We start from the raw sequence: 23,453 nt of genomic DNA on the forward strand, positions 1-23,453 counted from the left end.
TACCCGTTCTACGGGGTCAATTATCATCTTTCCATGAATGCTTTTTATTATCGCCTTTACGCTTACCCTCATTGGATGAATCTGAATCCTCATTACGCTCGCTCTCATCCTCTTCAGGCTCCCCATCGCCATCTTGCTGCGGAGGCTCTGTGGAAGCAGGAACTTCAGGCTCCGGCGGCGCTTCAATTTGAGGCTGAGGCACTGTGCCATTCTTCGCATCAGTATACAGCACAATATACGTTTCCAGCGCCCTACCATCACGGTAAATTTCTACCGATCCATTTTTCTCAGGGGCCAGAAGGAGCTTCACCGGAATAATCTCGGTAGTCGTAATCGTGCGGCTCTCCCCTTCACGCTTGTCGCCTAATGCATCAGAGTAAACGATACGAATCTGACTCTTTTCTCCCTCACGACTAGGAGCAACAGGTACATTAAACGTGTAGTTTATAGCTTCCGGAGGATAGCCTGAACTTACTTTCAGATCTATCTTCGTTCCCGGCTCCGCAATCTCGTTAGGCTGGTAAGGCCACTGCTCGATAACCTTGCCTTTTTCTACAGTAAAGCTTGACATATCCTCCACCGAACCGATCTCAAGACCCTTCTCTTTGATCAGACTTTCCGCCTGACTGCGGGTTTGACCAATCAGATTAGGCATAGTTATAGACTGCTTGCCTTTACTTACAACAAGTCTTACTTGCGTTACATCCGGATCGAATTCCTCACCACTTTCCGGCCATTGGGAAATGATCTGCCCTTCCGGTATACTGTCATGGTTCTCATATTTTACATCAATGCGGTCCTCGTCTACCTTCTGAACCTTGAGCAGCTTGATCGCTTCTTCAAGCGTTTTTCCGTTTCTCAGATCCGGCATTGTACTGAGCGGCTTGACATCTCCAACCGTTAAAATGATATCCGCACCTTTTTTGACAACCGTTCCTTCGGTCCTGCTCTGTTTAAATACGATGCCTTCGTCAACACCTTGCTTATAGACCCGGCTTACTTCTTTTACCACGAGGCCTAAATCCTCCAGCTCCTTAACAGCCACCTCTTCCGGCTTATCCACAACGTTAGGAACCGTCACCTCAGGTACAACCAGCATATTATTCACATAAATAACTACACCCGTAAGGATTGCCAGAAACAAAAGGATCGAACCGACGATGAGCGCTTGCTTTTTCCGTTTTTTCTTCTTATTTCCTTCATGGACTTCTTCTTCATCCGTAACTTCATTCATCGTATCATGGACAGGCACTGCTGCAGTATAATCATCACGATCATCCGACTGCATCGTTTTAAGAGCCGGCATAATTCGTGTCTGATCCTCATCATCATCGAATTCTATCTTGGGCTCATCACGCCGATCAGGCAGCAGACAAGTTTCCAAATCCTGCATCATTTCCTCAGCAGATTGATAACGCTCATGCGGATTTTTGCGCATCGATTTCAAAATAATGTTCTCTACGCTTTGAGGAATAAGCGGGTTTACTTCTTTAGGCTCGTCAAATTCCTCCTGAAGATGCTTGAGCGCCACACTGATCGGACTTTCTCCAAGGAAAGGAAGACGGCCCGTCAGCATTTGATACAATACGATACCAAGAGAATATAAATCTGACTTTTCTCCGGTAGTTACACCCTTGGCATGCTCAGGTGAAAAATAATGCACAGAGCCAACGACAGATCCAGTCTGGGTAATCGTCGTGGAAGTAACAGCTCGGGCAATGCCGAAATCAGTTACTTTCACACGCCCGTTACGCCCGATTAAAATGTTATGCGGCTTAATATCACGGTGTATGATCTGATTATGATGGGCATGATCAAGCGCATCACAAATTTGTGAAGCAATGCGTACCGCTTCATCAACCTGAAGCGGTGCTCTTTCTTTAATGATCTCGTTAAGGTTATGGCCCTCAATAAATTCCATGACGATATAGTGAGTTTCATCCTCTTGGCCTACATCATAAATACTAACTACATTCGGATGCGACAAGGATGCCGCAGATTGCGCCTCACGCCTAAAGCGCCGGATAAATTCCTCGTCGTGCACAAACTGCTGTCGCAGCACTTTGATCGCTACGTATCGATTTAATAAGATATCCTGAGCCTTATAAACCAGCGCCATTCCACCGCCGCCGACTCGCTCTATGATCTTGTAACGACCAGCCAATTCATGTCCGATCATGAATTCCACTCCTTTATACGTTCCCCGGCACCTTCTTCTTGATGTTCAATCAGGGCGACGGTAATATTATCATCGCCTCCGGCGAGCAGTGCCAGTTGAAGCAGGCGGTCTGCTTTTTCTTTCAGAGAAATTTCGAGTGAGCCGACAATTTGTCCTATCCGGTCTGTTCTGACTGGATTACTTAGCCCGTCACTGCATAGCATCAGTACCTCTCCCGCATCAATGACGATCGGGCTTAATTCCACAGATACATCCATATCTGTTCCAAGCGCCCGGATCAGTACATTTTTACGTGGATGAGACTCTAGTTCCTCCTCGGTAATCTGACCGCTTTTAAACAGTTCGTTCACCAGGGTGTGATCTTCCGTCAACCGAACCACTTGGTCGGTTGAAATTTTATAGGCCCGGCTGTCGCCGATATGCCCGATATAACCTTCATGGTCCCGAAGCAAAACGGCAACAATGGTCGTTCCCATGTTGTGCAACCGCTCATCGGCGGAAGCTTCCTGGAATATAACTTCATTGGCATGCAGGATGGCATCGCTTAAAGCCGCCCGAATACCGTCCATGGAAATATCCGGTTCCAGGAAAGACAAATCTTCAGCCACGGTTTGAACCGCAAGCCTGCTGGCGGTATCTCCAGCAAGGTGACCCCCCATGCCGTCGGCTACAATGCCGAGTGTATAGCCATGCTCTAATTGACGAATTAACACAGAGTCCTCATTGACTTGTCGAACTCGTCCGACATGGCTGACATGAACCGTATTGATCAAATTATTCTCACCTCAACTCCATATGCTTGGCCCGAAGCTGACCGCAAGCGGCAGCAATATCGTGACCCTGTTCACGGCGGATGGTTGCATTCACACCCTTATCTGCAAGCGTACGTTGAAATTTGAAAATATCATTGCGTGACGTGCGGACATATTTCCGTTCTGGCACGTGGTTGACCGGGATCAAATTGACGTAACAGTTCATGTCTTTAATTACGTCTGCCAGCTCTTCCGCATGCTCAGACTGATCATTGACACCGCCAATCAAGGCATACTCAAACGTGATTCGGCGTCCGGTCTTGGCCTGGTAATACCGAAGAGCTTCGATGACATCATCGAATGGATAACGCCTGTTAACCGGCATCAGCTTGGAACGAAGCGTATCGTTCGGTGCATGAATGGATATAGCCAGGTTAATTTGGGTGTTTTCCTCGGCAAACTTATAAATATTAGGTACGATCCCGCTTGTAGACACGGTAATGTGACGCTGGCCGATGTTTAATCCCTTCTCGTGAATCATCGTCCGGAGAAACTTCATTGTCGCTTCATAGTTTTCAAACGGTTCTCCAGAACCCATGATAACAATACTGCTGATGCGCTCCCCCTTCTTATCTAGAATTTTCTGCGCTTGAACGACCTGAGCGACGATCTCCCCAGGTGTCAAATTCCGTTTCAGCCCGCCCAAAGTAGAAGCGCAAAACGTACAGCCGATCCGGCAGCCAACCTGAGTGGTCACACAGATGCTGTTACCGTAATTGTGCTTCATAATAACCGTTTCAATCGCATGATCATCATGGAGTCCAAATAAAAATTTGACTGTGCCATCCTTCGATTCAAACTTCGTAATTTCCGATAAAGTTACGAAACTGAACTGTTCCTTCAGTTTTTGCCGCAGACTTTTCGAAAGATTCGTCATTTCATCGAATGAGTCCACTCGTTTAACATACAGCCAATCATATATTTGGACAGCACGGAATGCGGGTTCACCGTTATCCTGAGTCCACTTTTGGAGCTCTTCAAGCGATAAATCGTATATAAAAGGGTTCATCTCACCACACCTGTCTTTTTCATTCATATGCATCTCTTTTTTCATTCTTTCTATTTTAACACAAATAAAAGAGAGGGTAAAAGAGAAAACCCGCCAGCAACGGCGGGCCACTCCTGCAATCAATGCAACATTGAAACTGCTTATGAGAGCCTGCGAAGCCTCACAATATAAAATCCATCACTATGAAAATGCTGCGGCAGGAGCTGAACGCCCCCTCCCTTGGGAAGAGCATTCTTTAATGCCCGGCTCATACTGCCGGACTCATCATCAGCGATCTCAAAGTTTGGATGTTTAGCCAAAAAAGCGGCAATCGTCTCCTCATTTTCCTTAGGCTCAATCGTGCATGTACTATATACAAGCACTCCACCAGGCCGGACGAGACCGGATACGGATTGAAGAAGTTCACGTTGCAGCTTTGCAATTTCTTCAATATCTTCAGGCTTCTTGGCCCACTTCAGATCGGGCTTGCGCCTTATAACACCAAGCCCCGAACAAGGAGCATCCAGCAGAATACGATCAAATGATGAAGGTTCGTAGTTCTTTCCGAGCTCCAGCGCATCGCCTGTAACCGTCATAATGCTGTCCAATCCCAAACGCTTCGCCTGTTCGGCGATGAGCTTCTGTTTATGAGAATGCAGATCATTGGCGATGATCGTCCCATCATCCTTCATCATTTCCCCCATGTGAGCCGTTTTACCGCCGGGGGCTGCACAGCAGTCAAGAACCCGCATACCAGGTGCTGGGCAGACAGTCTCGGCAACGAGCATGGAGCTCTCATCCTGGATGGAAATCATTCCCTCACGATACCAATCCGTATGAGCCATGTTGCCACCGCTCCTAACGATGATTCCATATGGACTCAGTTCTGATGGTGCAGCGTCAACACCGCTCTTGCTCATCTCCTCCAACATGCCGTCGCGGCTGATCATCGTTGTGTTGACCCGAACACTGACAGCTGGCGGCTCATTGTTCGCTTTACAGATCGCTTCCGCTGCGTCCGCGCCATACTGCTTAATCCAGCGCTCTACAAGCCATTTCGGATGTGAGTGAGAAAGAGAGATGCGGTCCGCTGCAGGCAAGTCCTCAGGAATAACCAATTCATCCCTTTGCCGCAGGATGTTTCGAAGCACTCCGTTGACCATGCCTGATATCCCTTGGTGACCGCGCCGCTTCGCCAGGTTGACAGCTTCGCTGACAACCGCGTGCTCCGGAATCCGGTCCAGATACATAATCTGGTACAAGCTTAGCCGCAGCAGCGCTCTTACCCAGGGCTGAAGCTTCGCGGTTCCTTTTTTGACAAAGCGGTCCAAAAAATAGTCTAATGTATTCAGTCTTGAGATCGTTCCATATACGAGTTCTGTTGCAAGCCCCGCATCACCTTTCTCAAGAGAAGCCTTTTGGAGAGCTGTGTTAAGCAGCAGATTGCTGTAAGCACCTTCCTGCTCTACCTGTGTCAACACATCCAGAGCAAGCTCCCTGGCCGTCACTGATCGCCGTTTGGAAGGTTGACTTCCTCGCCTTCCTTGGCCGCTCACGTCAGCACCATCCCAGGCTTCATGCTTGTCCCGCGGCTGAATTGCGCGGCATCCATCGCTTTCTTACCGCTTGGCTGAACGGTTAACAGCGTCAAAGTGCCGTCACCTGTCTTCACGACGATCCCGCTTTCGCTCAGATCAAGCACCGTTCCCGGAACGACTTCCTTGGAGGCCATGCTATGATTTCCCGGAATGGCAGCGGCCCATATCTTGAACACCTCACCGTTCCAAAGCGTAAATCCGCCGGAAAAAGGAACAAGTCCGCGGATTTGATCATAGATCTGGCGAGACGTGCGCGTCCAATCGATCTTCTCGTCTTCGCGGGTTAAGTTTGGAGCATAGGTCGCCTCCTCATCGTTCTGGGGAGTAGCTTTTACTTTGCCATTCACCAAAGACGGGAGCTGCTCCTTCAGAAGAGAAGCTCCGGCGATGCTAAGCTTATCGAACATCGTGCCAGCGGTATCATCATCCTGAATTGGAACTTCCACTTTAGCAATCATATCCCCTGTATCAAGGCCTTCTGCCATATACATTAACGTAATGCCCGTAACCTTCTCACCGTTAATAATACAACGCTGGATTGGAGCTCCTCCCCGGTATTTGGGGAGAAGCGAGCCATGAACGTTCAAGCAGCCTAGCGCAGGCATATCCAGCACAGCCTTCGGTAAAATTTGCCCATATGCTGCTGTAACAATCATATCCGGTTTGTATTTTGAAAGCTCAGCCACCGCTTCCGGACTCCGAAGGCGCTGCGGCTGCAGCACAGCGATGCCATGGCGTAGAGCCGCCTCCTTTACCGGAGTAGGTGTAAGCACCTTTTTCCGTCCCTGCGGCCGGTCCGGCTGTGTCACCACTGCGACCACGTTGTAGCCTTCAGTCACCAGCATATCGAGACTCGGTACAGCAAACGCAGGCGTGCCCATAAATACGATATTCATCGATTCTCAAGCTCCCCCCGTGGAGGCTGGTTCGGATCGTACTCATACACCCGTTCCGCGACGTCTGTAAACAACACCCCGTTCAGATGGTCTATTTCATGCTGGAAAGCACGGGACAAGAGTCCCGTCGCTGTGACGATCAGCTCATTTCCTTCGCGATCGAGTCCCTTTACCTTGACCTTCTCAGCGCGGCGCACGTCACCGTTCCACCCCGGAATGCTCAAACAACCCTCCGGTCCGAATTGCTCGCCTTCACTTTCAACAATTTCCGGATTTATCATCTTGATCAATCCATGCTCATCTCCGACATCTACTACAATCAATCGCTTCAATATCCCTACCTGTGGTGCAGCGAGTCCAACACCGTCGGCATCGTACATCGTATCCGCCATATCATCCAGAAGCTTCTGAACGTTTGGTGTTATTTTTGTAACTTCCTTGGCTCTCTTATGGAGCACCTCATCTGGTTCCTTAACAATAATGCGTATTGCCATCATGACACCTTCCTTACGCTTTTCATTCAATATATGCACTATTACATTAACATTTGCGGGTCCACGTCAATGCTGATTTGCAACTTGGCGTCACGCACCGAATCCTGCAGCTCCTCAGCCACTTGTCGGACAAGTGAGACGGCATCCATTCTCCCACGCCATTTTATCATACATTGGAATCTGTATCTATTTTTCAGTCTCGGAATAGGAGACGCTACAGGCCCCAGCACATTCAGGGCTTCAGCAGCAAAACGGTCCAAGCTTCCGAACCACCCTCTTTGGTCAGCCCTTCTTTTCAAATCTGCTGCAAAATTTTCGGCAACCCGAACAAGCAGCGGAAGCTGCTCATGGGATATTGTTACCAATATAAGCCTGCAATATGGAGGGTAATGCAGCGCCTTTCGGTGTCTCAGCTCTTCCGTAACAAAGTTAAGATAATCATGTTCACTCGCATGAACAATGGAATAATGCTCAGGCGTATACGACTGAATAACAACCTCACCTGGCAGCTGATGACGACCTGCACGACCCGCAACCTGGGTTAGCAGTTGAAACGTTTTTTCAGCCGCCCTGAAATCAGGCAGATTCAGCGCCGAATCCGCTGTAATTACACCAACTAGCGTCACATCCGGAAAATCAAGGCCTTTGGCTACCATCTGCGTACCAAGCAGCACATCTGCCTTTTTATCCCTGAACTGCTTTAGCAACTTCTCATGAGATCCCTTTTCCGTCGTTGTATCCACATCCATTCGGATGACGCGAATACCCGGAAACAGCTTGGCAAGCTCCTCCTCAACACGCTGTGTTCCGGTTCCGAAATAACGAATATGCTCGCTTCCACAGTCTGGACATACTTCCGGCGTTTGCTGGGCATACCCACAGTAGTGACAACGAAGATTGTTTGACTTCTGATGATAGGTCAATGAAATGTCACATTCCGGGCATCCTGCTACATAGCCGCAGCTGCGACACATTACAAATGTGGAGTAGCCACGGCGATTAAGCAGCAGAACGATCTGCTCCCCGCGTTCAAGCCGAAGCGCAATCGCTTCATGCAAAGTCCGGCTGAACATGGAGCGGTTTCCTTCTTTCAACTCCCCACGCATATCAACAACCGTAACCTCCGGCAGCTTGTTGCCGAGTGCACGGGTCGACATTTCAAGCAGCTCTGGCGCAAAATCATCATTCGCTTGTGATCTGGCTGCATGATAACTTTCAAGTGAAGGAGTAGCCGATCCTAAAATAACGACCGCCCCTATTTCGGAAGCTCGACGAATCGCCACATCTCTCGCATGATACTTCGGTGCTTCTTCCTGTTTATAAGAAGTCTCATGCTCTTCATCCATAATAATCAGGCCAAGGCGATCAAAAGGAGCAAAAACAGCCGAACGTGCTCCCACAACCACCGACGCGCGGCCTTCATGAATCTTTCTCCATTCATCATAGCGTTCACCGTCAGAAAGCCGGCTGTGCATGACCGCTACCAAATCGCCAAAACGGCTTTTAAAACGTTCCACCATCTGGGGTGTAAGCGAAATCTCCGGTACAAGCACAATCGCTTGACGCTTCTGCTCGAGACAACGCTGGATACTTTGAAGATAGATTTCCGTCTTTCCACTACCGGTGACCCCATGTAATAAAAAGACATTGTGTCTTCGTTCCTCAAGATCATGAACAATCCGTTTGTACACCTGCTGCTGCTCCTGTGTCAGGGCAAGCGGTTCACTCGGCTTAAAATACCTTCCCTTATAGGGGTCCCGGAATACTTCCATCTCCTCAATCCGGATATATCCTTTATCAGCAAGAGCTTTGACAGTTCCGGCAGTCACACCGAGAGCAGAAAGCACTTCTTTCATAGCAATAGGAAGAAATGATTGCATTTCAAGCATATACTCGAGCACTTCTTTCTGGCGCCGGGCATTCGCAGGAAAGGATGCCAGTATCCCTTCCAACTCTTCAGCCTCTACCGCCAGTTCAACAGCCTTCATCGTCTTCTTCCGAAGTTTGTCCTTAATCTGCTGGTGCTCACGCAGCAACCCGCGTTCCAACAAGGCTTTGATCAGAGCTGCTTGATCTGGAAAAGTCCGATTCACCTGATTGAGCGTCACTTCTCCACGCTGTTTAACAAAATCTAAAATGGCCTGCTCCGCTTCATTTTCAGTAAACACTGCGAACAGGCCCTCTTCCAGCCCGCCATTATGATCATCTGGATTTCCGAGTGTAATATAGCGTTCCGCTTTTCCTTTAAGCGCTGTTGGCAGCATCGATTGCAATGCTGAAATCTGACGGCACGCATAGCGGTTTTTCATCCATTCGCTTAGCTTAATTAGCGATGGTGACAGCGGAGGCGTGAAATCCAAAACTTCCTGAATCGGCTTCATCTTGGCATAATCCATCTCAGGACGCGGATGGAGAGACACGACGAAACCTTGCAGTGTCCGATGCCCGAAAGGAACACCGACCCGGCTTCCCACCTCAATCCACGGCCGCAAACGATCCGGAATCAGGTAATCAAAAGGGCGGTCCGTGTCCTTGGACGGCACGTCCACAATCACCCTTGCCATTTCCATCAAGCTTCCCCCTTCGCCATCCGCTCAGCTGCCAAAACAAGCAAACGACGGGCTATATCCTCCTTGGACAGCAGCGGAAGATGAAGAACAAGCCCTTCCGAATCGTAAATATGCACACTGTTCGTATCCGTTCCGAACCCGGCACCGGACTGGGTTACGTCATTTGCCACGATCAAATCACAGTTTTTACGACGCAGCTTGTCCGTCGCATACTGTTCTACCGAATTCGTTTCAGCAGCAAAACCGATCAGGAATTGTGACTTTTTGTTTTGGCCGAGCGTCTCCAAAATATCTGTCGTCTTAACCAGTTCAAGCGTCATGGTCTCCCCTTGCTTTTTCAGCTTTAATGGAGCTGCCTTCGCTGGACGATAGTCGGCAACCGCAGCGGCTTTGACAATCAAGTCGCTATCCTCAAACTCACGCATCACCGCTTCATACATATCTTGTGCGGATTCCACATGCTCGATCTTGATCCCTTCCGGAGAAGCAGCATCGGTATGAGCGGCGATCAAGTGAACATCGGCCCCCATTTCCTTTGCCGCTTTTGCAATCGCAAAGCCCATTTTTCCAGACGAATCATTCGTAATATAACGGACCGGATCAATGCGTTCAATCGTTCCACCTGCCGTTACAACAACCTTTTTGCCTGTCAATATGCCTGCTGCCTTGTCACTGCCAGAGTGAGCATCCTCCGTTTCCCTCTGCTCAAAAAAAGTTTCAACCACTTCAACGATTTTTTCCGGCTCTTCCATGCGGCCTTTACCAACATAGCCGCAGGCAAGCAAGCCCTCTCCCGGTTCGATGAATGATACGCCACGGGAAGCAAGTGTCTCCATATTGGCTATAACGGCGGGGTGTGTATACATATGCACATTCATCGCTGGACACACCATAACAGGGGCCGTCGTTGCCAGAAGAGTAGTCGAAAGCATGTCATCGGCAAGACCGTTTGCCATTTTCCCTATAATATTGGCCGTAGCCGGAGCCACCAAAACCAGATCAGCCAGATCAGCAAGATGAATATGGGATACAACAGATGGGTCGCGCTCATCAAACGTATCGCTGTATACCGGATTTTTCGTAAGAGACTGCAGCGTTAGCTCAGTAATAAACTGCTTGGCCGAGGACGTCATAATCACATGTACATCAGCGCCTCTCTGAGTGAGTTTACTGCACAGTGCAGCGGCCTTATATGCGGCTATACCTCCCGTAACCCCAAGCACGATAACTTTACCGTTTAACATAACTGCTCCCTCCACTTTTTCGTATTCAAACTACAATGAAGCAAAACTGTATTGGCTTCAAGAAGAAACGCCTTCGCATCCTTTTCCAAGGGCAGTGACGTCAAAAAAATAACAACCTTTCGGTTGTCACATTTTTGTAAGGCTTTTATTGAAATGTCAGGACGTTTACTCCCCGATCCGCTCAATGCGAACATAATCTCCGTAAATCTCCTCAAGGGCAACACCCACATGTTTATGGGATTTCGGTTCTTTCAACTCGCTGAGTGCACCCTCGCGCAGCTGACGTGCACGACGGGAAGCGGCAACCACGAGTGAATATTTACTGTCCACTTTATTCATCATCTCATCGATGGAAGGATATAGCATAGATTCAAAGCACCTCTTTTTCATTTACTTAAATGATCTCTTTCATCGTCAAATCATCGTCAACAAAAAAGCTACTGACCTTTTTTCACGATTTTACAATGTTCGGCAATAATAATCGATTCTATTCGTTTGCACGCTTGATTGATTTCGTCATTGACAACAGCATAATCATAATGCCTAATCAATTCCATCTCATCAACCGCCACAGACATCCGATGATCGATCGTATCCTGATTTTCCGTGCCGCGCCCTACAATCCGGTCCTTTAACTCATCCATGGACGGTGGGGTGAGGAAAATAAAGATCCCATCCGGGAATTTCTCCTTCACTTTTAACGCACCCTGCACTTCAATCTCCAGGATAATATCCTTGCCGCTTGCTAATGTTTCTTCCACAAAATCACGCGGAGTACCGTAATAGTTGCCGACATACTCTGCAAACTCCAAGAGCTCATCGTTCTCAATCATGGAGAGAAACTGTTCGCGATCCTTGAAAAAATAGTTAACTCCGTCAACCTCACCTGCACGCGGTTTGCGTGTTGTTGCGGAAACTGAGTATACCAGGTCCGGAACTCGACTGCGCAGTGCGGTGCATACCGTTCCTTTACCTACTCCGGACGGACCGGACAATACAATTAAAAATCCTTTTGTAGACATAATACTCCCCATCTTTATTCGTCGTTGTCATCATCTTTGCTGGACAAGCGATGAGCAACCGTCTCCGGCTGCACAGCCGACAAAATGACGTGATCGCTGTCAGTAATAATTACGGCCCTAGTCCGGCGGCCATATGTAGCGTCAATCAACATATGACGATCTCTTGCTTCTTGAATAATCCGTTTAATTGGAGCTGATTCGGGGCTTACGATAGAAATGATACGGTTGGCCGATACGATATTCCCGAAGCCGATATTAATGAGTTTAATTGCCATATTACGGTTGTTCCCCCTATACATTTGACTCTATTTGCCGAATAAGCCTGCTTTATTCTACATTTGCAGCTTGTTCACGAATCTTCTCCAGCTCCGCTTTCATTTCGACAACACGGTTTACCAGAGTCAGATGATTGGCTTTCGATCCAATCGTATTGACTTCCCTGTTCATTTCCTGGATCAGAAAATCCAGCTTGCGACCCGATGGCCCATTCTGATGTAAAAGCTGTCTGCATTGATTGAAATGACTCTGCAGACGAATCAGCTCTTCATCAACATTGGAGCGTTCAGCAAACAAAGCGACTTCCATTCCAAATATATGTTCATCAAAAGTCAACGAGCCGTCGTTCAAAGCCTCCAAGCGCTGCCGCAGGCGAGTTCGATATTCAGCTGTGACGGTCGGAGCCAGACTTACCATCTCTGACTGCAAAGTCTGAAGTCGCTCGATCCGATGCTCAATATCCTGGGCCAGAAGGGCTCCTTCCCTACTACGCATTTCAATCAGCCCATCCAAAGCATCGTTAAGTCCAGCGCATAGCATTTCACTCCATTGCTGGCGCTTATCTTCGCCCGATTGCTCGCTTCGGCTGACTAGAACATCAGGCAGTGAAAGAATGTCACGGATCGTCAGGTCGCCTTCGATACCGTAGGCACGCAGTTCATCCGCAGCTTTCAAATAAGACTTCACCACAGCATGGTTCAGGTCTTGCGAGATGTTCTCGTCGTCGCTTTCTCTATTCATGTAAACATCGATCCGCCCTCGTCCGATGCGTGACTGTACAGTCCTTCTTAAAGCATCTTCGAAGCAAGCCCATTCACGCGGCATCCGAAATAAAACTTCACAATACCGATGATTTACTGACTTTACTTCAATAGTGACCGTATAACCCTCAAATTTGATGGCGGATTGACCAAATCCGGTCATACTTAATGACATCGGAATCACATCCATTATACTATTGTAATTGATAACGATTAATGAAACAAGGGGGACAAGCTGCGGCCAGACAACTTCCATACATACTCCGTCAACTGTGCCGTCATTTCATAAAACATAAACGGAGTCATCAGATATATGCCATTAAAATGCTTTACCGCCACTTCCAATAATTCTTCCCCAATCTTCACACCCATAGCCCTGCCGGCTTCACCTTCAAGATCAGCCATTCGCCCCCTTACTTCATCGGACAGTTGAATTCCAGGCACCTCGTTATGAAGATACTCCGCATTCCTTCCGCTTGCCAAAGGCATGATTCCGATAAAAATAGGAATGTCCAGATGCTTGGTCGCTTCCTTGAGCTTCACGACCAGTTCCGGATCATACACCGGCTGAGTCATTACGTAATCAGCACCGCAGGCTATTTTTTTCTCCAGGCGCTGAACCGCTTTATCAAGATTCCTTACATTCGGATTAAACGCAGCACCCACAACAAACTTCGCCTTCTGCTTCAAGGGCTTCCCCGAAAAAGCTATCCCCTCATTCAACTGCTTGATCATTCGAATGATCTCAAAGGAAGTCAGATCGTAAACAGAACTGGAACCCGGCAAATCTCCAAACCGGGCAGGGTCCCCTGTAACAGCCAGCACATGATCAATACCTAGCGCATCGAAGCCCATCATATGAGACTGCGTCCCAATCAGATTACGATCACGGCAAGCAATGTGAATTAAAGGCCGAAGACCCGTGCGGCTCTGGACAAGATGACCTAGCGCCATGTTGCTCATCCGGGTAACAGCCAGCGAGTTGTCAGCCAACGTCAACGCATCTGCACCGGCTCTTTTTAAAGCTTCGGCACCCTTCATAAATTTTGTAATATCCAGATCGCGAGGCGGGTCCAGCTCAACGATGACGGTGTGACGCTCTTTTACACAATCCACAATCGAAGGTTCACCGCCGCGCTGTCTCCCCTGCTCATACTGTAACGGTTCATGAAGAATAACACTTTCTCGTTCATAATCCTCTACAGAAAGTTTCGGCAGCGGCAGCGGTACATAGTGTTCCAAAGCAGAAGCAATCTCTGCAATGTGCGCAGGCGTTGTTCCGCAGCATCCCCCGATGATCCTGGCTCCCAAATCAGCAAACTGCAACGCCATTTTTCCGAAATATTCAGGACTGGCTCCATAAAGGTATTCACCATCTACGTAATCAGCTATTCCTGCATTGGGAAACACCGACGCCGAAAGTGTCTTTACTCCATCAAGCGTCTCCAAAGCACGCAGCATTCCATTTGGTCCAGTCCGACAGTTGAAACCGAACACATCGGCCCCTTCCTGAGAAACAATGCGAAACGCCTCAGTCATCGTGTATCCATCAAGCGTTCTAGCAATATCTTCGACAGAAAACTGGGCAATGATGGGCAGATCGCTTTCCTTCCGCACCCGGGACAACGCCAGGAGCATTTCCTCCACGTCATAGAAGGTTTCCAGTAAAATACCGTCCACACCTTCAGACAGAATGGAATGAATCTGCTGTTCAAAGTGTCTCTTCAGTTCATCCAAGGATATATTGTTCCGCTTTCCTCCACGGATGGAGCCAATGGCCCCGACAACGTATCCATCCTTGCCGGCCGCTTCACGGGCAATCCGAACCCCCGCCCGGTTAATCTCCTCTACTCTCGATTCAAGACCATATTTTGAAAGCTTGTCGTAGTTTGCGGAGAACGTGTTACTCTCAAGTACTTGAGCGCCAGCTTCGATATACTGGCGATGTACATCTCCTATAACTTCCGGGGAGGTCAGATTTAACTCTTCATAAGATATCCCTACCGGGAACCCTTTTTGATATAAAAAAGTACCCATGGCTCCGTCTCCGATTAGCACTTTATTATCCCATGCTTTCCGTAAATCCGGTCTCATCGTTCTCCCCCTGCCTAAATATAGTTTCTAATTAATGTAACATAAAAACTTCCCAAAGATAAAGAAAAGAAAAACGCTCCTCATTTCCTTTTCAAGGATGAAAAGCGTTTCTTCGAGAGAAACAAATTATATTTTCATTTGGAATCTCTCCTTCGTAAACGATCTCAGCTGGACCTGTCATGTAAACATGATTATCACTTGAATCCCATTCGATGAACAGGTCGCCACCTTTAAGCGAGAGCGTCGCAGCCCGGTCAGCACTCCCATTCAGCACCGCCGCTATTAAAGTCGCACATGCACCTGTCCCGCAAGCCAGCGTAGGCCCGGCTCCCCGCTCCCATACACGCATATCTATGCAATCCCGCGCCCTTACAGTAGCAAATTCAACATTCGTTTTGTTTGGAAACAGCGAGTGAGCCTCCAGCTTCGGTCCCCATGTCGACAAATCAAAATGAACAGCATCATCCACAAAAATCACACAGTGAGGATTCCCCATCGATACAGCTGTAAAGCTGAATTGACAACCGTCCACCTCAATCAAATGATTGATTATCGGATTGAGATCCAGCATAGTGGGTACTTTTAAACCTTCAAGCACAGGCTCTCCCATATTAACCGTTACGCTTCGAACCCGATTTCCGTCTGCATGAAGTTGAAGCTTCTGTACGCCTGCTCCAAGCGTTTCAACCGTGAGCTCAAGGCTATTGATATATCCACGCTCATAGACGTATTTAGCGACGCAGCGGATGGCATTTCCACATTGTTCCGCTTCCGAACCGTCCGGGTTCATTATTCGCATCCTGAAATCGGCCTTGTCAGACGACAGAATAAATACAAGTCCATCCGCCCCGATACCGAAGTATCGATTGCACCAATTTACAGCTAGCTCTGAAGCATTGTTTGGCATTTCCCTCTCACCAAACACGACGATAAAATCGTTACCAAGACCGTGCATCTTCGTAAATATCATAAGAAAACCCATCTCCTCTGCAGCGTTTTTAATGAACATCAGCATACCGCAGAAAGATGGGTTTTCATATTTATTTTATGCTGAAAGGTTTGCACTATTAGTCATGATGTTGCGGCGTTTACGATGTCTATTTCCGCCCCATATGCTGCCTGCACCCATTAAAAATGTCGGAATGCCTGCTGCGACAAGGGTAATTGCCCATTCTCTAAGCCCCAGCGGAACCGTCTTAAAGATCGGCTGCATCGCTTCGATGTAGATCACTCCCAGCATAAGCAGTACAGATGACAGCACAGCTAACACCAAATATTTGTTCTGAAGTGGATTCCGGTGAAAAATAGAGCGTGAGCTACGGCAATCGAACACGTGGATCAACTGCGCCATAACCAAGGTGGCAAATGCAACGGTCTGCGCCTTGGCCAGCTGGCCAGCCTGATCCGGTGCCGCCCGAAGTGTAATCCAGAAGGCGGCAAGTGTGCATAGTCCAATCAGCACACCGCGGCTAATAATTTTCCATCCAAGGCGTCTGGCAAATATGTTTTCCTTGGCTCCGCGCGGCTTATGCTCCATCAAATCTTTCTCCGGCTGATCAACGCCCAGTGCCATGGCAGGAAGCCCGTCGGTAACCAGATTGACCCATAAAATCTGAATCGGTGCCAGCGGCAACGGCAAGCCCATCATCATCGCGAAAAACATGGTTAAAATTTCACCAACATTGGAAGCGAGAAGGTATCTGATAAACTTACGGATATTTTCGTAAATACTGCGACCTTCTTCGATAGCGGCTACGATCGTTGAGAAATTATCATCGCTCAGTACAAGCGACGAAGCTTCTTTCGTAACATCCGTACCTGTAATCCCCATCGCGATCCCGATATCTGACGCCTTGATCGCAGGCGCATCGTTGACACCGTCCCCGGTCATTGCTACCACATGACCTCTGCGCTGAAGCGACTTGACGATTCTGAGCTTGTGCTCAGGCGAGACGCGGGCGTAAACATAGGTCTGTTCGACTTTTGCATCCAGCTCTTTATCATCCAGGCGGGACAGCTCCTGTCCGGTCATCGAAAGTCCATTGTGCGGCATGATACCGAGCTGATTTGCGATCGCCTCTGCAGTAGTGCGATGATCTCCGGTAATCATAACCGTTTTGATCCCGGCCCGGCGGCATGTTGCAATCGCTTCGCGCACTTCCGTTCGCGGAGGATCAATCATCCCGGCAAGTCCTGTGAAAATAAGCTGGGATTCAGCCTCCCGTTCGGTTTCCGGCTTTTCGTGAGGACGAAGCTCCCGATATGCCATGCCGAGTACCCGCAATGCGGACGAAGCCATAGCCTCGTTAGCCGCCAGCACCTTTTCCCGAAGCGTTCCGGTTAAAGGCACGACATTGCCATCCCATAAAATATAACTGCATGCATGAAGCAGCACATCTGGGGCCCCTTTGGTGCACAAAAGACGGCCGCCCTGGTGACTGACAATGACAGACATCAACTTGCGCTCGGAATCAAATGGAAATTCCTTATCCCGCTGATACGAAGCAGATAACGTGCTCTGGCTAAGCCCCATTTTTGCAGAAAGTGTTAACAATGCCCCCTCTGTCGGATCGCCCTTGAGCTCCCAGCTGAGCGTTTGAGAAGCTTCCTTGCCCTTTCGCTTGGACCTTGATTCATCGGTCGTGGTCTCATACACCTCGGCATTGTTGCAAAGACCGCCAATTTGTAAAAGCCTGCGTAAAGATTGATCCGTCCGAAGCTCAACCGGTTTTCCGTCCTTCAAAATTTGACCGGATGGATCATATCCTTGTCCCGTCACCTCCAGCGTCCGTCCGCCGATCCATACACGGGTAACTGTCATTTTGTTTTGCGTCAGTGTACCGGTTTTGTCCGAGCAGATAATAGAGGCGCACCCCAGCGTTTCAACCGACGGCAGCTTTCTTACGATCGCCTTCCTCTTAATCATGCGCTGTACTCCTAGCGCGAGGGCTATGGTCACGATAGCCGGAAGTCCCTCAGGAATTGCAGCAACCGCAAGGCTGACTCCTGCAAGGAACATAGCGGTTGCCGGCTGGCCATGCAATATTCCTGCGACGACAACGAGAATCGTGAGCGCGAGTGCTACACCGATCAAAATTTTTCCAAGCTGTTCCAAACGATGCTGCAACGGAGTTTCCTGGGATTCGGTATTTTGGATCAGATCGGCAATTTTCCCCATCTCGGTGTCCATTCCAGTCCGAATAACGATCCCCTTCGCCGTTCCGCGGGTAATCATCGTGCCCATATACCCGATGTTCTTGAGATCTCCAAGCGGGACATCATGCTCTGAAATAGGCTCTGCATGTTTGTTCACCGGCATCGATTCACCGGTAAGCGCAGACTCTTCCACACTGCAGCTGCTTGTCTCTACCCAGCGTACATCCGCTGGAATCCGATCCCCGCTTTCTGCCAAAATGATATCTCCCGGCACAAGTAATTTGGCAGCGATATGAATAACTTTGCCATCACGCAGCACCTTGGAAGTGGGTGCTGACAACTGCTTTAATGCCCGGAGTGAACGTTCAGCACGAAACTCCTGTACAAAACCGAGCAAGCCGTTAATTAAAATGATGGCGATGATGGTCACGGCATCCAAATATTCACCAAGTAAACCGGATACCAACGTGGCACCAAGGAGCACCAGCACCATAAAATCCTTGAATTGGTTCAACAATAGAGTGAATGGAGATATTTTTTTACCCTCAGACAATTCGTTCAACCCGCTGGTTTTCCGTCTTTCCCCTGCTTCCTCTTCCGTGAGGCCCTGCTGCGGATTTACCCGCATCGCTTGCTGCAGTTCAGCGATATTCATCTGGTGCCATAGCTTTTGTTCCATGCTTCCTTTCCCTCCCGGTTGTTTATCCAGTTCCGGCGGACTGACAGCTTTTCCACCTCTCAACGTAAATGTATTCGGACAGGTCCATAAATATCACAGCCAAACTATTAAGTTTTTGCTCGAAATATGGCATCATAGAAAAAGAATGCGAGAAGGGTAACGCAACAGATAGGAGAATGAACATGGCATTGGACGGTATCGTAACACGGGCGATCGTGCATGAGCTTCAAGCGTGCAAAGGCGCCCGGATCAATAAAATATATCAACCGAACGAACGGGATATCGTACTTCACATCCGGACACAAAGTGGAAACGCCAAGATTTTGCTTTCCGCAAATCCGACATATCCCCGGGTTCACCTGACGAATGAAATCTTTCTTAATCCTCCCGAAGCCCCGATGTTCTGCATGCTGATGCGCAAGCATTGTGAGAACGGAATCATCGAGGATATTCAGCAGGTCGATATGGAGCGGATCATTCATATCCGTGTCCGGCAAAGGGATGAGCTTGGAGATGTTTCCTCCAAAACGATTATCATTGAGCTAATGGGTCGTCACAGCAACATCATTTTGCTAGATCATTCCGCCGGAACGATACTCGACGGAATCCATCACGTCACACCTGCAATCAGCAGCTACCGGGTGATCATGCCGGGGGTCGCTTACACAGAGCCACCGCAGCAAAACAAGCTGAACCCGCTGGAAATCGGGCAGGAGCAATTCCGAGAGTCCTGCCTTCTCAGTTCCGATGAACCTGCCCCGTGGCTAGTAAATTCTTTTAGCGGGGTAAGTCCTCTGGCAGCGCAAGAAATCGTCCATCGGGCTGGCTATTCAGCTGGCGAAGAAGATTCGGGGAATGAAAAGGACTGCGGAGGGTTATGGCAAGCTTTTTCCGAAGTGATGAAAGATGCTGCCAACCACCACTACACGCCGATGAGTGGAATAAACAACAAGGGGAAGATGGTTTTTTCCGTCATTCCGCTGACCATGCTTACGGGGCAGACGAAGCATTATGATTCCGTCAGCAAGTGCCTTGAAGATTTTTACAGCGACAAAGCTCACCGGGATGCCGTAAAGCAAAAGGTAGGCGATTTGCTGCGGTTTCTTCAAAATGAACGTTCCAAAAATATTAAAAAGCTCGATAAGCTGCACAAGGATTTGGAGGAAGCTAAAGACGCTGATCGTTACCGTATTTACGGCGAATTATTGTTCTCATCACTGCACAGCATTCAAAAGGGTGATAAACAGGCAGAGCTTCTTAATTATTATGACGAAGAGCAAAAGATGATTTTGATCCCGCTTGATCCACTGCTGTCTCCATCCGATAACGCACAGCGCTACTTCAAAAGATACAACAAATACAAGAACAGTCTGGCAGTCATTGATGAACAGCTCGCCAAGACACGTGAAGAGATCAGCTATATGGATAATCTGCTGCAGCAGCTGGCTCATGCGACATTAAATGATATCGATGAAATCCGAGATGAGCTGATCCAGCAAGGATACTTGCGTGATCGAGGCCGTAAAAACCGGAAAAAGAAAAAAAACGATAAGCCAACATTGCATATGTATACATCATCGGAAGGTATCGAGATGTATGTTGGAAAAAACAACCTGCAAAATGAATACATTACAAACCGGTTGGCCTCACCGAATGATACCTGGCTTCATACCAAGGATATCCCGGGTTCACACGTTGTAATCCGCAGCGACAATTTTGGGGAAGAGACACTACAAGAGGCTGCCCAACTGGCTGCCTATTACAGTCAGGCCAAACAATCAAGCAGCGTGCCTGTTGACTACACATTGATCCGTCATGTACGAAAACCTAACGGTGCAAAACCCGGTTTCGTCATTTATGATCACCAGAAGACGCTGTTTGTGACCCCGGATGAGGAGCACATCAAGAGCCTGCCAAACGTGATCAAGAACCAGAGAAATTAAGGAATGACACTTTATATTGCGAAGAAGCTGCGTGTACGATTTCTTGCGTCTGAGTACAAACATCTCTCATAGTTAATTAAAAAAGGGCAATCTGACGAATGCCCCGTCAGATTGCCCATCTTTCATACAAACGACCGCTTCCCACGATATTTCATCGATGATTAACTGCCAATCCTCCCCCGCGCAGCCTTTAACTGCTCCAGTACATCCTCAGGCACCGAGCGATTGCCGATATCCCCATGAAATATAACACCCTGCCGCTCGCCGTGATAATCGGAACCTGCCGTTGCGATCAGACCAAATTCATCAGCCAACTTCTGATAACGATTTTCTTCTTCTGACCCATGGTCCGAGTGGAACACTTCAATTCCCGCCAAAGACGCCTCTTTAATAATATTCCTTACCAGTTCGTCATCATCATAAATACCCGGATGTGCCAATACGGGCGTCCCCCCAGCCTCTCTGATCCATGAGCACGCCTGCTGCGGAGAGATTCGAGGCTGAGCAGCATAAGCAAGCCCGCCCTGTGCCAAATAACGGTCAAACGCGTCACGCATGTCTGTGGCGACCCCTTTTCGTACGAGCGCATCTGCTATATGAGGCCGTCCAACGCTTTCATCAGGCTTTAAGTCCCGACCCAAACCTGATACAACTTCCTCCATCGTTATTTGAATCCCTAAGTTTTGCAAATTACGAATGATTTTCTCATTCCGTTCATTCCTCGTATTGCGCAAATTGGACAAGCGGTTCAGAAAATCCTGATCCTCCGTATTGACGTAATATCCGAGAATATGAATATCCTTGCCTCCTGCCATCGTGCTGATCTCAACACCAGGGATAACCGTTATTCCGTAGCGCTGTCCCGCTTCAAGTGCCTCTGGGACACCAGAAACCGTATCATGATCTGTTATAGCAATAGCGTGTAGACCTTTTTCATATGCAATACGCACGTTCTCGGAAGGTTCATTCATCCCGTCTGACGCCAGGGTATGAGTATGAAGGTCGCATCCTTTGCGGATGTTAACCATGGATGGTAATTGTTGACCCGATTCCATTTTCCAACTCCCTCTCGTTTATTTTTTATTGTATCTGACAAACGTAATTGATACAAAAAAGAGCATCCGTGCTTGCTGCACGCATACTCTATTTCCGCTTACGGCTATTTTTGATTAAGGTCATACGCCGTGAATGACGCAACCAGGAATAATAAGACTTTAAATCCCTAAGTTCAATCGTCTCAGACATCCGTCCTAAAAAAGTAACAATAATCATACGATGCAGTGGATTCCCGATCAAATCGCGTTCGTGCTCAAGCTCTGAAAATTCTGCCACGACAACGAGATCATCGTCAATAAGATATACATCCTGCTCGTTTTTGTAATAAGGTACAATGCGGTTTTGTTTTAGACATTCCCACATCCAGGCTCCAATTTCCTCATGAGGTGTATCGTGATGTTTCACCCGATCCGCGTACCGATTCTTGGCATGATTGGTTATGACGATATCTGCTATTTTTTTGTCATTTAACGTAATGTAAAACGGTTCGTAGGTGCTCCACCGCTCTGTCCCTTTATCGCGCATGGATTATCACTCTCCACCAAATGGGTCTTTATGTCTATGTATATATACCCAACATATTACATCATTCCTTAATTATTCACAAGTCAGAAACTTTTTTCTTTGTGAATAGTTCTTGAAAATTACACTGTTTTTCATAAGATTCTCAGAAAAGACCTCATTATCCTGCACATATAAAAAAAGCGGCCTTGCGGCCGCTCGTATCATTCGTATTCCATAAATCAGCAAGACCCGGGTGTGAAGCCGGTACTCTCATAGTCCAAAAAATTGAGTCTTATCAGGTCCTTTGCTGCTATATTCCGTCTTGATCTCGTTTCGGTACGAGCGCTCGATTTTTCGGACGTAGGGAAGTCTGCGAATATTTTTAACCGTCTCGTCAGCACGGTCAGCGTTAACGTACATGACAACATACTGCATACGACGTGAAATATAGTGCACACTGCCATATTTCTCAAGATTTCTCGCTGCTTTTACATCACTTACCCAAATAATATAACCGGTTCGTTCCGCCAACATCCTGGTCTCGCCTCTCTTTCGTCTCTATCTGTTTTTAAACTTTCGAATCAGCCGCACTTGCAGCCTCCGCCGCTTGCACAGCCTCTTGTAGGCAGGGGATTGTTATTTGGAACTTTAATCGTATCCGATACCGAAAATGCGATTTTCTCGGACATTTTAAAGAGTAGATCATCCAGTTTCTTCTCAGCTGCTTTGAATCGCACCACGGCCTCAAATTGTTCCAATTCAGCCTCTACTGCCGACACCTCATCTTTAGCCGAGTGATAATTAGGGTGGAAATGACCGAAACGCTGTGTTTCTTCAAACAATTCCTTTTTGGCCTCAAGCTTGCGAACCAGTGCCTGGATTTCTGGATCGTTATCGACCGCCTGCTTCCAGTATAAATAATCTGCCACTTCAGCAGATGCATTGATCATATCGCCCAATTCATAGGCGTAGGTGAGCACCTCGGCCATATCAATCGTATTCAATTCCGATACGCTCATAATCTTACCCCGCTCCTATTTAATTTAGCCCACTCCAAACGTGGACTCCTTTATCATAGCATAACAAAAGCTGCTTAAGAAGAGGTAAACTGCAGTTAAAGGCCCTGCCTAATCCTATCATGCAGTCTGTCAGACGAAGCTGCCATTGACTTGAAAATATAG

20 protein-coding genes are annotated in these 23,453 nt (G+C 48.0%); 1 reads left to right on the forward strand and 19 read right to left on the reverse strand.

Features of this window, described 5'->3' with window-relative positions; genetic code table 11:
* Window positions 1-16: 16 nt before the first annotated feature.
* The 15 genes from pknB to C8268_RS13710 all read right to left on the reverse strand — a co-directional run bounded on the left by pknB (window position 17) and on the right by C8268_RS13710 (window position 18,769).
* The gene (gene pknB / locus C8268_RS13640) at window positions 17-2,179 is read right to left on the reverse strand and encodes a Stk1 family PASTA domain-containing Ser/Thr kinase (RefSeq protein WP_106768180.1); all 2,163 of its coding nucleotides are present in this window, start codon (window positions 2,177-2,179) and stop codon (window positions 17-19) included.
* Window positions 2,176-2,952 (reverse strand): Stp1/IreP family PP2C-type Ser/Thr phosphatase, encoded by a 777-nt coding sequence (locus C8268_RS13645; RefSeq protein WP_106768181.1) that lies wholly within the window; start codon window positions 2,950-2,952, stop codon window positions 2,176-2,178. Before C8268_RS13645 ends, pknB begins: the two co-directional genes overlap by 4 nt.
* Window positions 2,953-2,959: 7 nt before the next feature.
* On the reverse strand, window positions 2,960-4,000 hold the full coding sequence (gene rlmN, locus C8268_RS13650) for a dual-specificity RNA methyltransferase RlmN (RefSeq protein ID WP_106769952.1): 1,041 nt from the start codon (window positions 3,998-4,000) through the stop codon (window positions 2,960-2,962).
* A 140-nt stretch (window positions 4,001-4,140) separates the two neighbouring features.
* Window positions 4,141-5,535 carry a 16S rRNA (cytosine(967)-C(5))-methyltransferase RsmB gene (gene rsmB / locus C8268_RS13655; RefSeq protein ID WP_106768182.1) on the reverse strand — a complete coding sequence of 465 codons (1,395 nt, stop codon included), beginning with the start codon at window positions 5,533-5,535 and terminating at the stop codon, window positions 4,141-4,143.
* The gene (fmt, locus tag C8268_RS13660) at window positions 5,532-6,473 is read right to left on the reverse strand and encodes a methionyl-tRNA formyltransferase (RefSeq protein WP_106768183.1); all 942 of its coding nucleotides are present in this window, start codon (window positions 6,471-6,473) and stop codon (window positions 5,532-5,534) included. The genes rsmB and fmt overlap by 4 nt, the downstream gene beginning before the upstream one ends.
* Complete coding sequence (gene def / locus C8268_RS13665; RefSeq protein WP_106768184.1) at window positions 6,470-6,967, reverse strand: peptide deformylase; 498 nt, start codon at window positions 6,965-6,967, stop codon at window positions 6,470-6,472. The genes fmt and def overlap by 4 nt, the downstream gene beginning before the upstream one ends.
* A gap of 41 nt (window positions 6,968-7,008) precedes the next feature.
* Complete coding sequence (priA, locus tag C8268_RS13670) at window positions 7,009-9,537, reverse strand: primosomal protein N' (RefSeq protein ID WP_106768185.1); 2,529 nt, start codon at window positions 9,535-9,537, stop codon at window positions 7,009-7,011.
* Window positions 9,537-10,781, reverse strand: a complete 1,245-nt coding sequence (coaBC, locus tag C8268_RS13675; RefSeq protein ID WP_106768186.1) for a bifunctional phosphopantothenoylcysteine decarboxylase/phosphopantothenate--cysteine ligase CoaBC — start codon at window positions 10,779-10,781, stop codon at window positions 9,537-9,539. Before coaBC ends, priA begins: the two co-directional genes overlap by 1 nt.
* Before the next feature lie 165 nt (window positions 10,782-10,946).
* Entirely contained in the window at window positions 10,947-11,147 is a 201-nt protein-coding gene (gene rpoZ, locus C8268_RS13680; protein WP_106768187.1) for a DNA-directed RNA polymerase subunit omega, read from the reverse strand.
* Window positions 11,148-11,218: 71 nt separating this feature from the next.
* Window positions 11,219-11,803, reverse strand: a complete 585-nt coding sequence (gene gmk / locus C8268_RS13685; RefSeq protein ID WP_106768188.1) for a guanylate kinase — start codon at window positions 11,801-11,803, stop codon at window positions 11,219-11,221.
* A gap of 14 nt (window positions 11,804-11,817) precedes the next feature.
* A complete protein-coding gene (gene remA, locus C8268_RS13690) occupies window positions 11,818-12,078 on the reverse strand; it encodes an extracellular matrix/biofilm regulator RemA (protein ID WP_006209218.1) in 261 nt (86 codons plus the stop codon).
* Between the two features lie 52 nt (window positions 12,079-12,130).
* Window positions 12,131-13,015, reverse strand: a complete 885-nt coding sequence (locus C8268_RS13695) for a YicC/YloC family endoribonuclease (RefSeq protein WP_106768189.1) — start codon at window positions 13,013-13,015, stop codon at window positions 12,131-12,133.
* Between the two features lie 38 nt (window positions 13,016-13,053).
* On the reverse strand, window positions 13,054-14,934 hold the full coding sequence (locus C8268_RS13700; protein WP_106768190.1) for a bifunctional homocysteine S-methyltransferase/methylenetetrahydrofolate reductase: 1,881 nt from the start codon (window positions 14,932-14,934) through the stop codon (window positions 13,054-13,056).
* Window positions 14,935-15,025: 91 nt separating this feature from the next.
* Window positions 15,026-15,904, reverse strand: a complete 879-nt coding sequence (dapF, locus tag C8268_RS13705; RefSeq protein WP_106768191.1) for a diaminopimelate epimerase — start codon at window positions 15,902-15,904, stop codon at window positions 15,026-15,028.
* A 75-nt stretch (window positions 15,905-15,979) separates the two neighbouring features.
* Window positions 15,980-18,769, reverse strand: a complete 2,790-nt coding sequence (locus C8268_RS13710) for a calcium-translocating P-type ATPase, SERCA-type (RefSeq protein WP_106768192.1) — start codon at window positions 18,767-18,769, stop codon at window positions 15,980-15,982.
* Between the two features lie 182 nt (window positions 18,770-18,951).
* Here C8268_RS13710 and C8268_RS13715 point away from each other — a divergent pair, with 182 nt between their 5' ends.
* Window positions 18,952-20,712 carry an Rqc2 family fibronectin-binding protein gene (locus C8268_RS13715; protein ID WP_106768193.1) on the forward strand — a complete coding sequence of 587 codons (1,761 nt, stop codon included), beginning with the start codon at window positions 18,952-18,954 and terminating at the stop codon, window positions 20,710-20,712.
* Between the two features lie 161 nt (window positions 20,713-20,873).
* Here C8268_RS13715 and C8268_RS13720 read toward each other — a convergent pair whose 3' ends face one another.
* The 4 genes from C8268_RS13720 to C8268_RS13735 all read right to left on the reverse strand — a co-directional run bounded on the left by C8268_RS13720 (window position 20,874) and on the right by C8268_RS13735 (window position 23,291).
* Complete coding sequence (locus C8268_RS13720) at window positions 20,874-21,767, reverse strand: PHP domain-containing protein (RefSeq protein WP_234032800.1); 894 nt, start codon at window positions 21,765-21,767, stop codon at window positions 20,874-20,876.
* A gap of 88 nt (window positions 21,768-21,855) precedes the next feature.
* Complete coding sequence (locus tag C8268_RS13725; protein ID WP_106768194.1) at window positions 21,856-22,293, reverse strand: hypothetical protein; 438 nt, start codon at window positions 22,291-22,293, stop codon at window positions 21,856-21,858.
* A gap of 249 nt (window positions 22,294-22,542) precedes the next feature.
* A complete protein-coding gene (locus C8268_RS13730) occupies window positions 22,543-22,806 on the reverse strand; it encodes a YlbG family protein (protein WP_106768195.1) in 264 nt (87 codons plus the stop codon).
* 47 nt (window positions 22,807-22,853) lie between these two features.
* The gene (locus C8268_RS13735; protein ID WP_106768196.1) at window positions 22,854-23,291 is read right to left on the reverse strand and encodes a YlbF/YmcA family competence regulator; all 438 of its coding nucleotides are present in this window, start codon (window positions 23,289-23,291) and stop codon (window positions 22,854-22,856) included.
* Window positions 23,292-23,453 lie beyond the last annotated feature (162 nt).

This window comes from Paenibacillus faecalis (assembly GCF_900289175.1).
Taxonomy (GTDB): Bacteria; Bacillota; Bacilli; order Paenibacillales; family Paenibacillaceae; genus Paenibacillus_AQ; species Paenibacillus_AQ faecalis.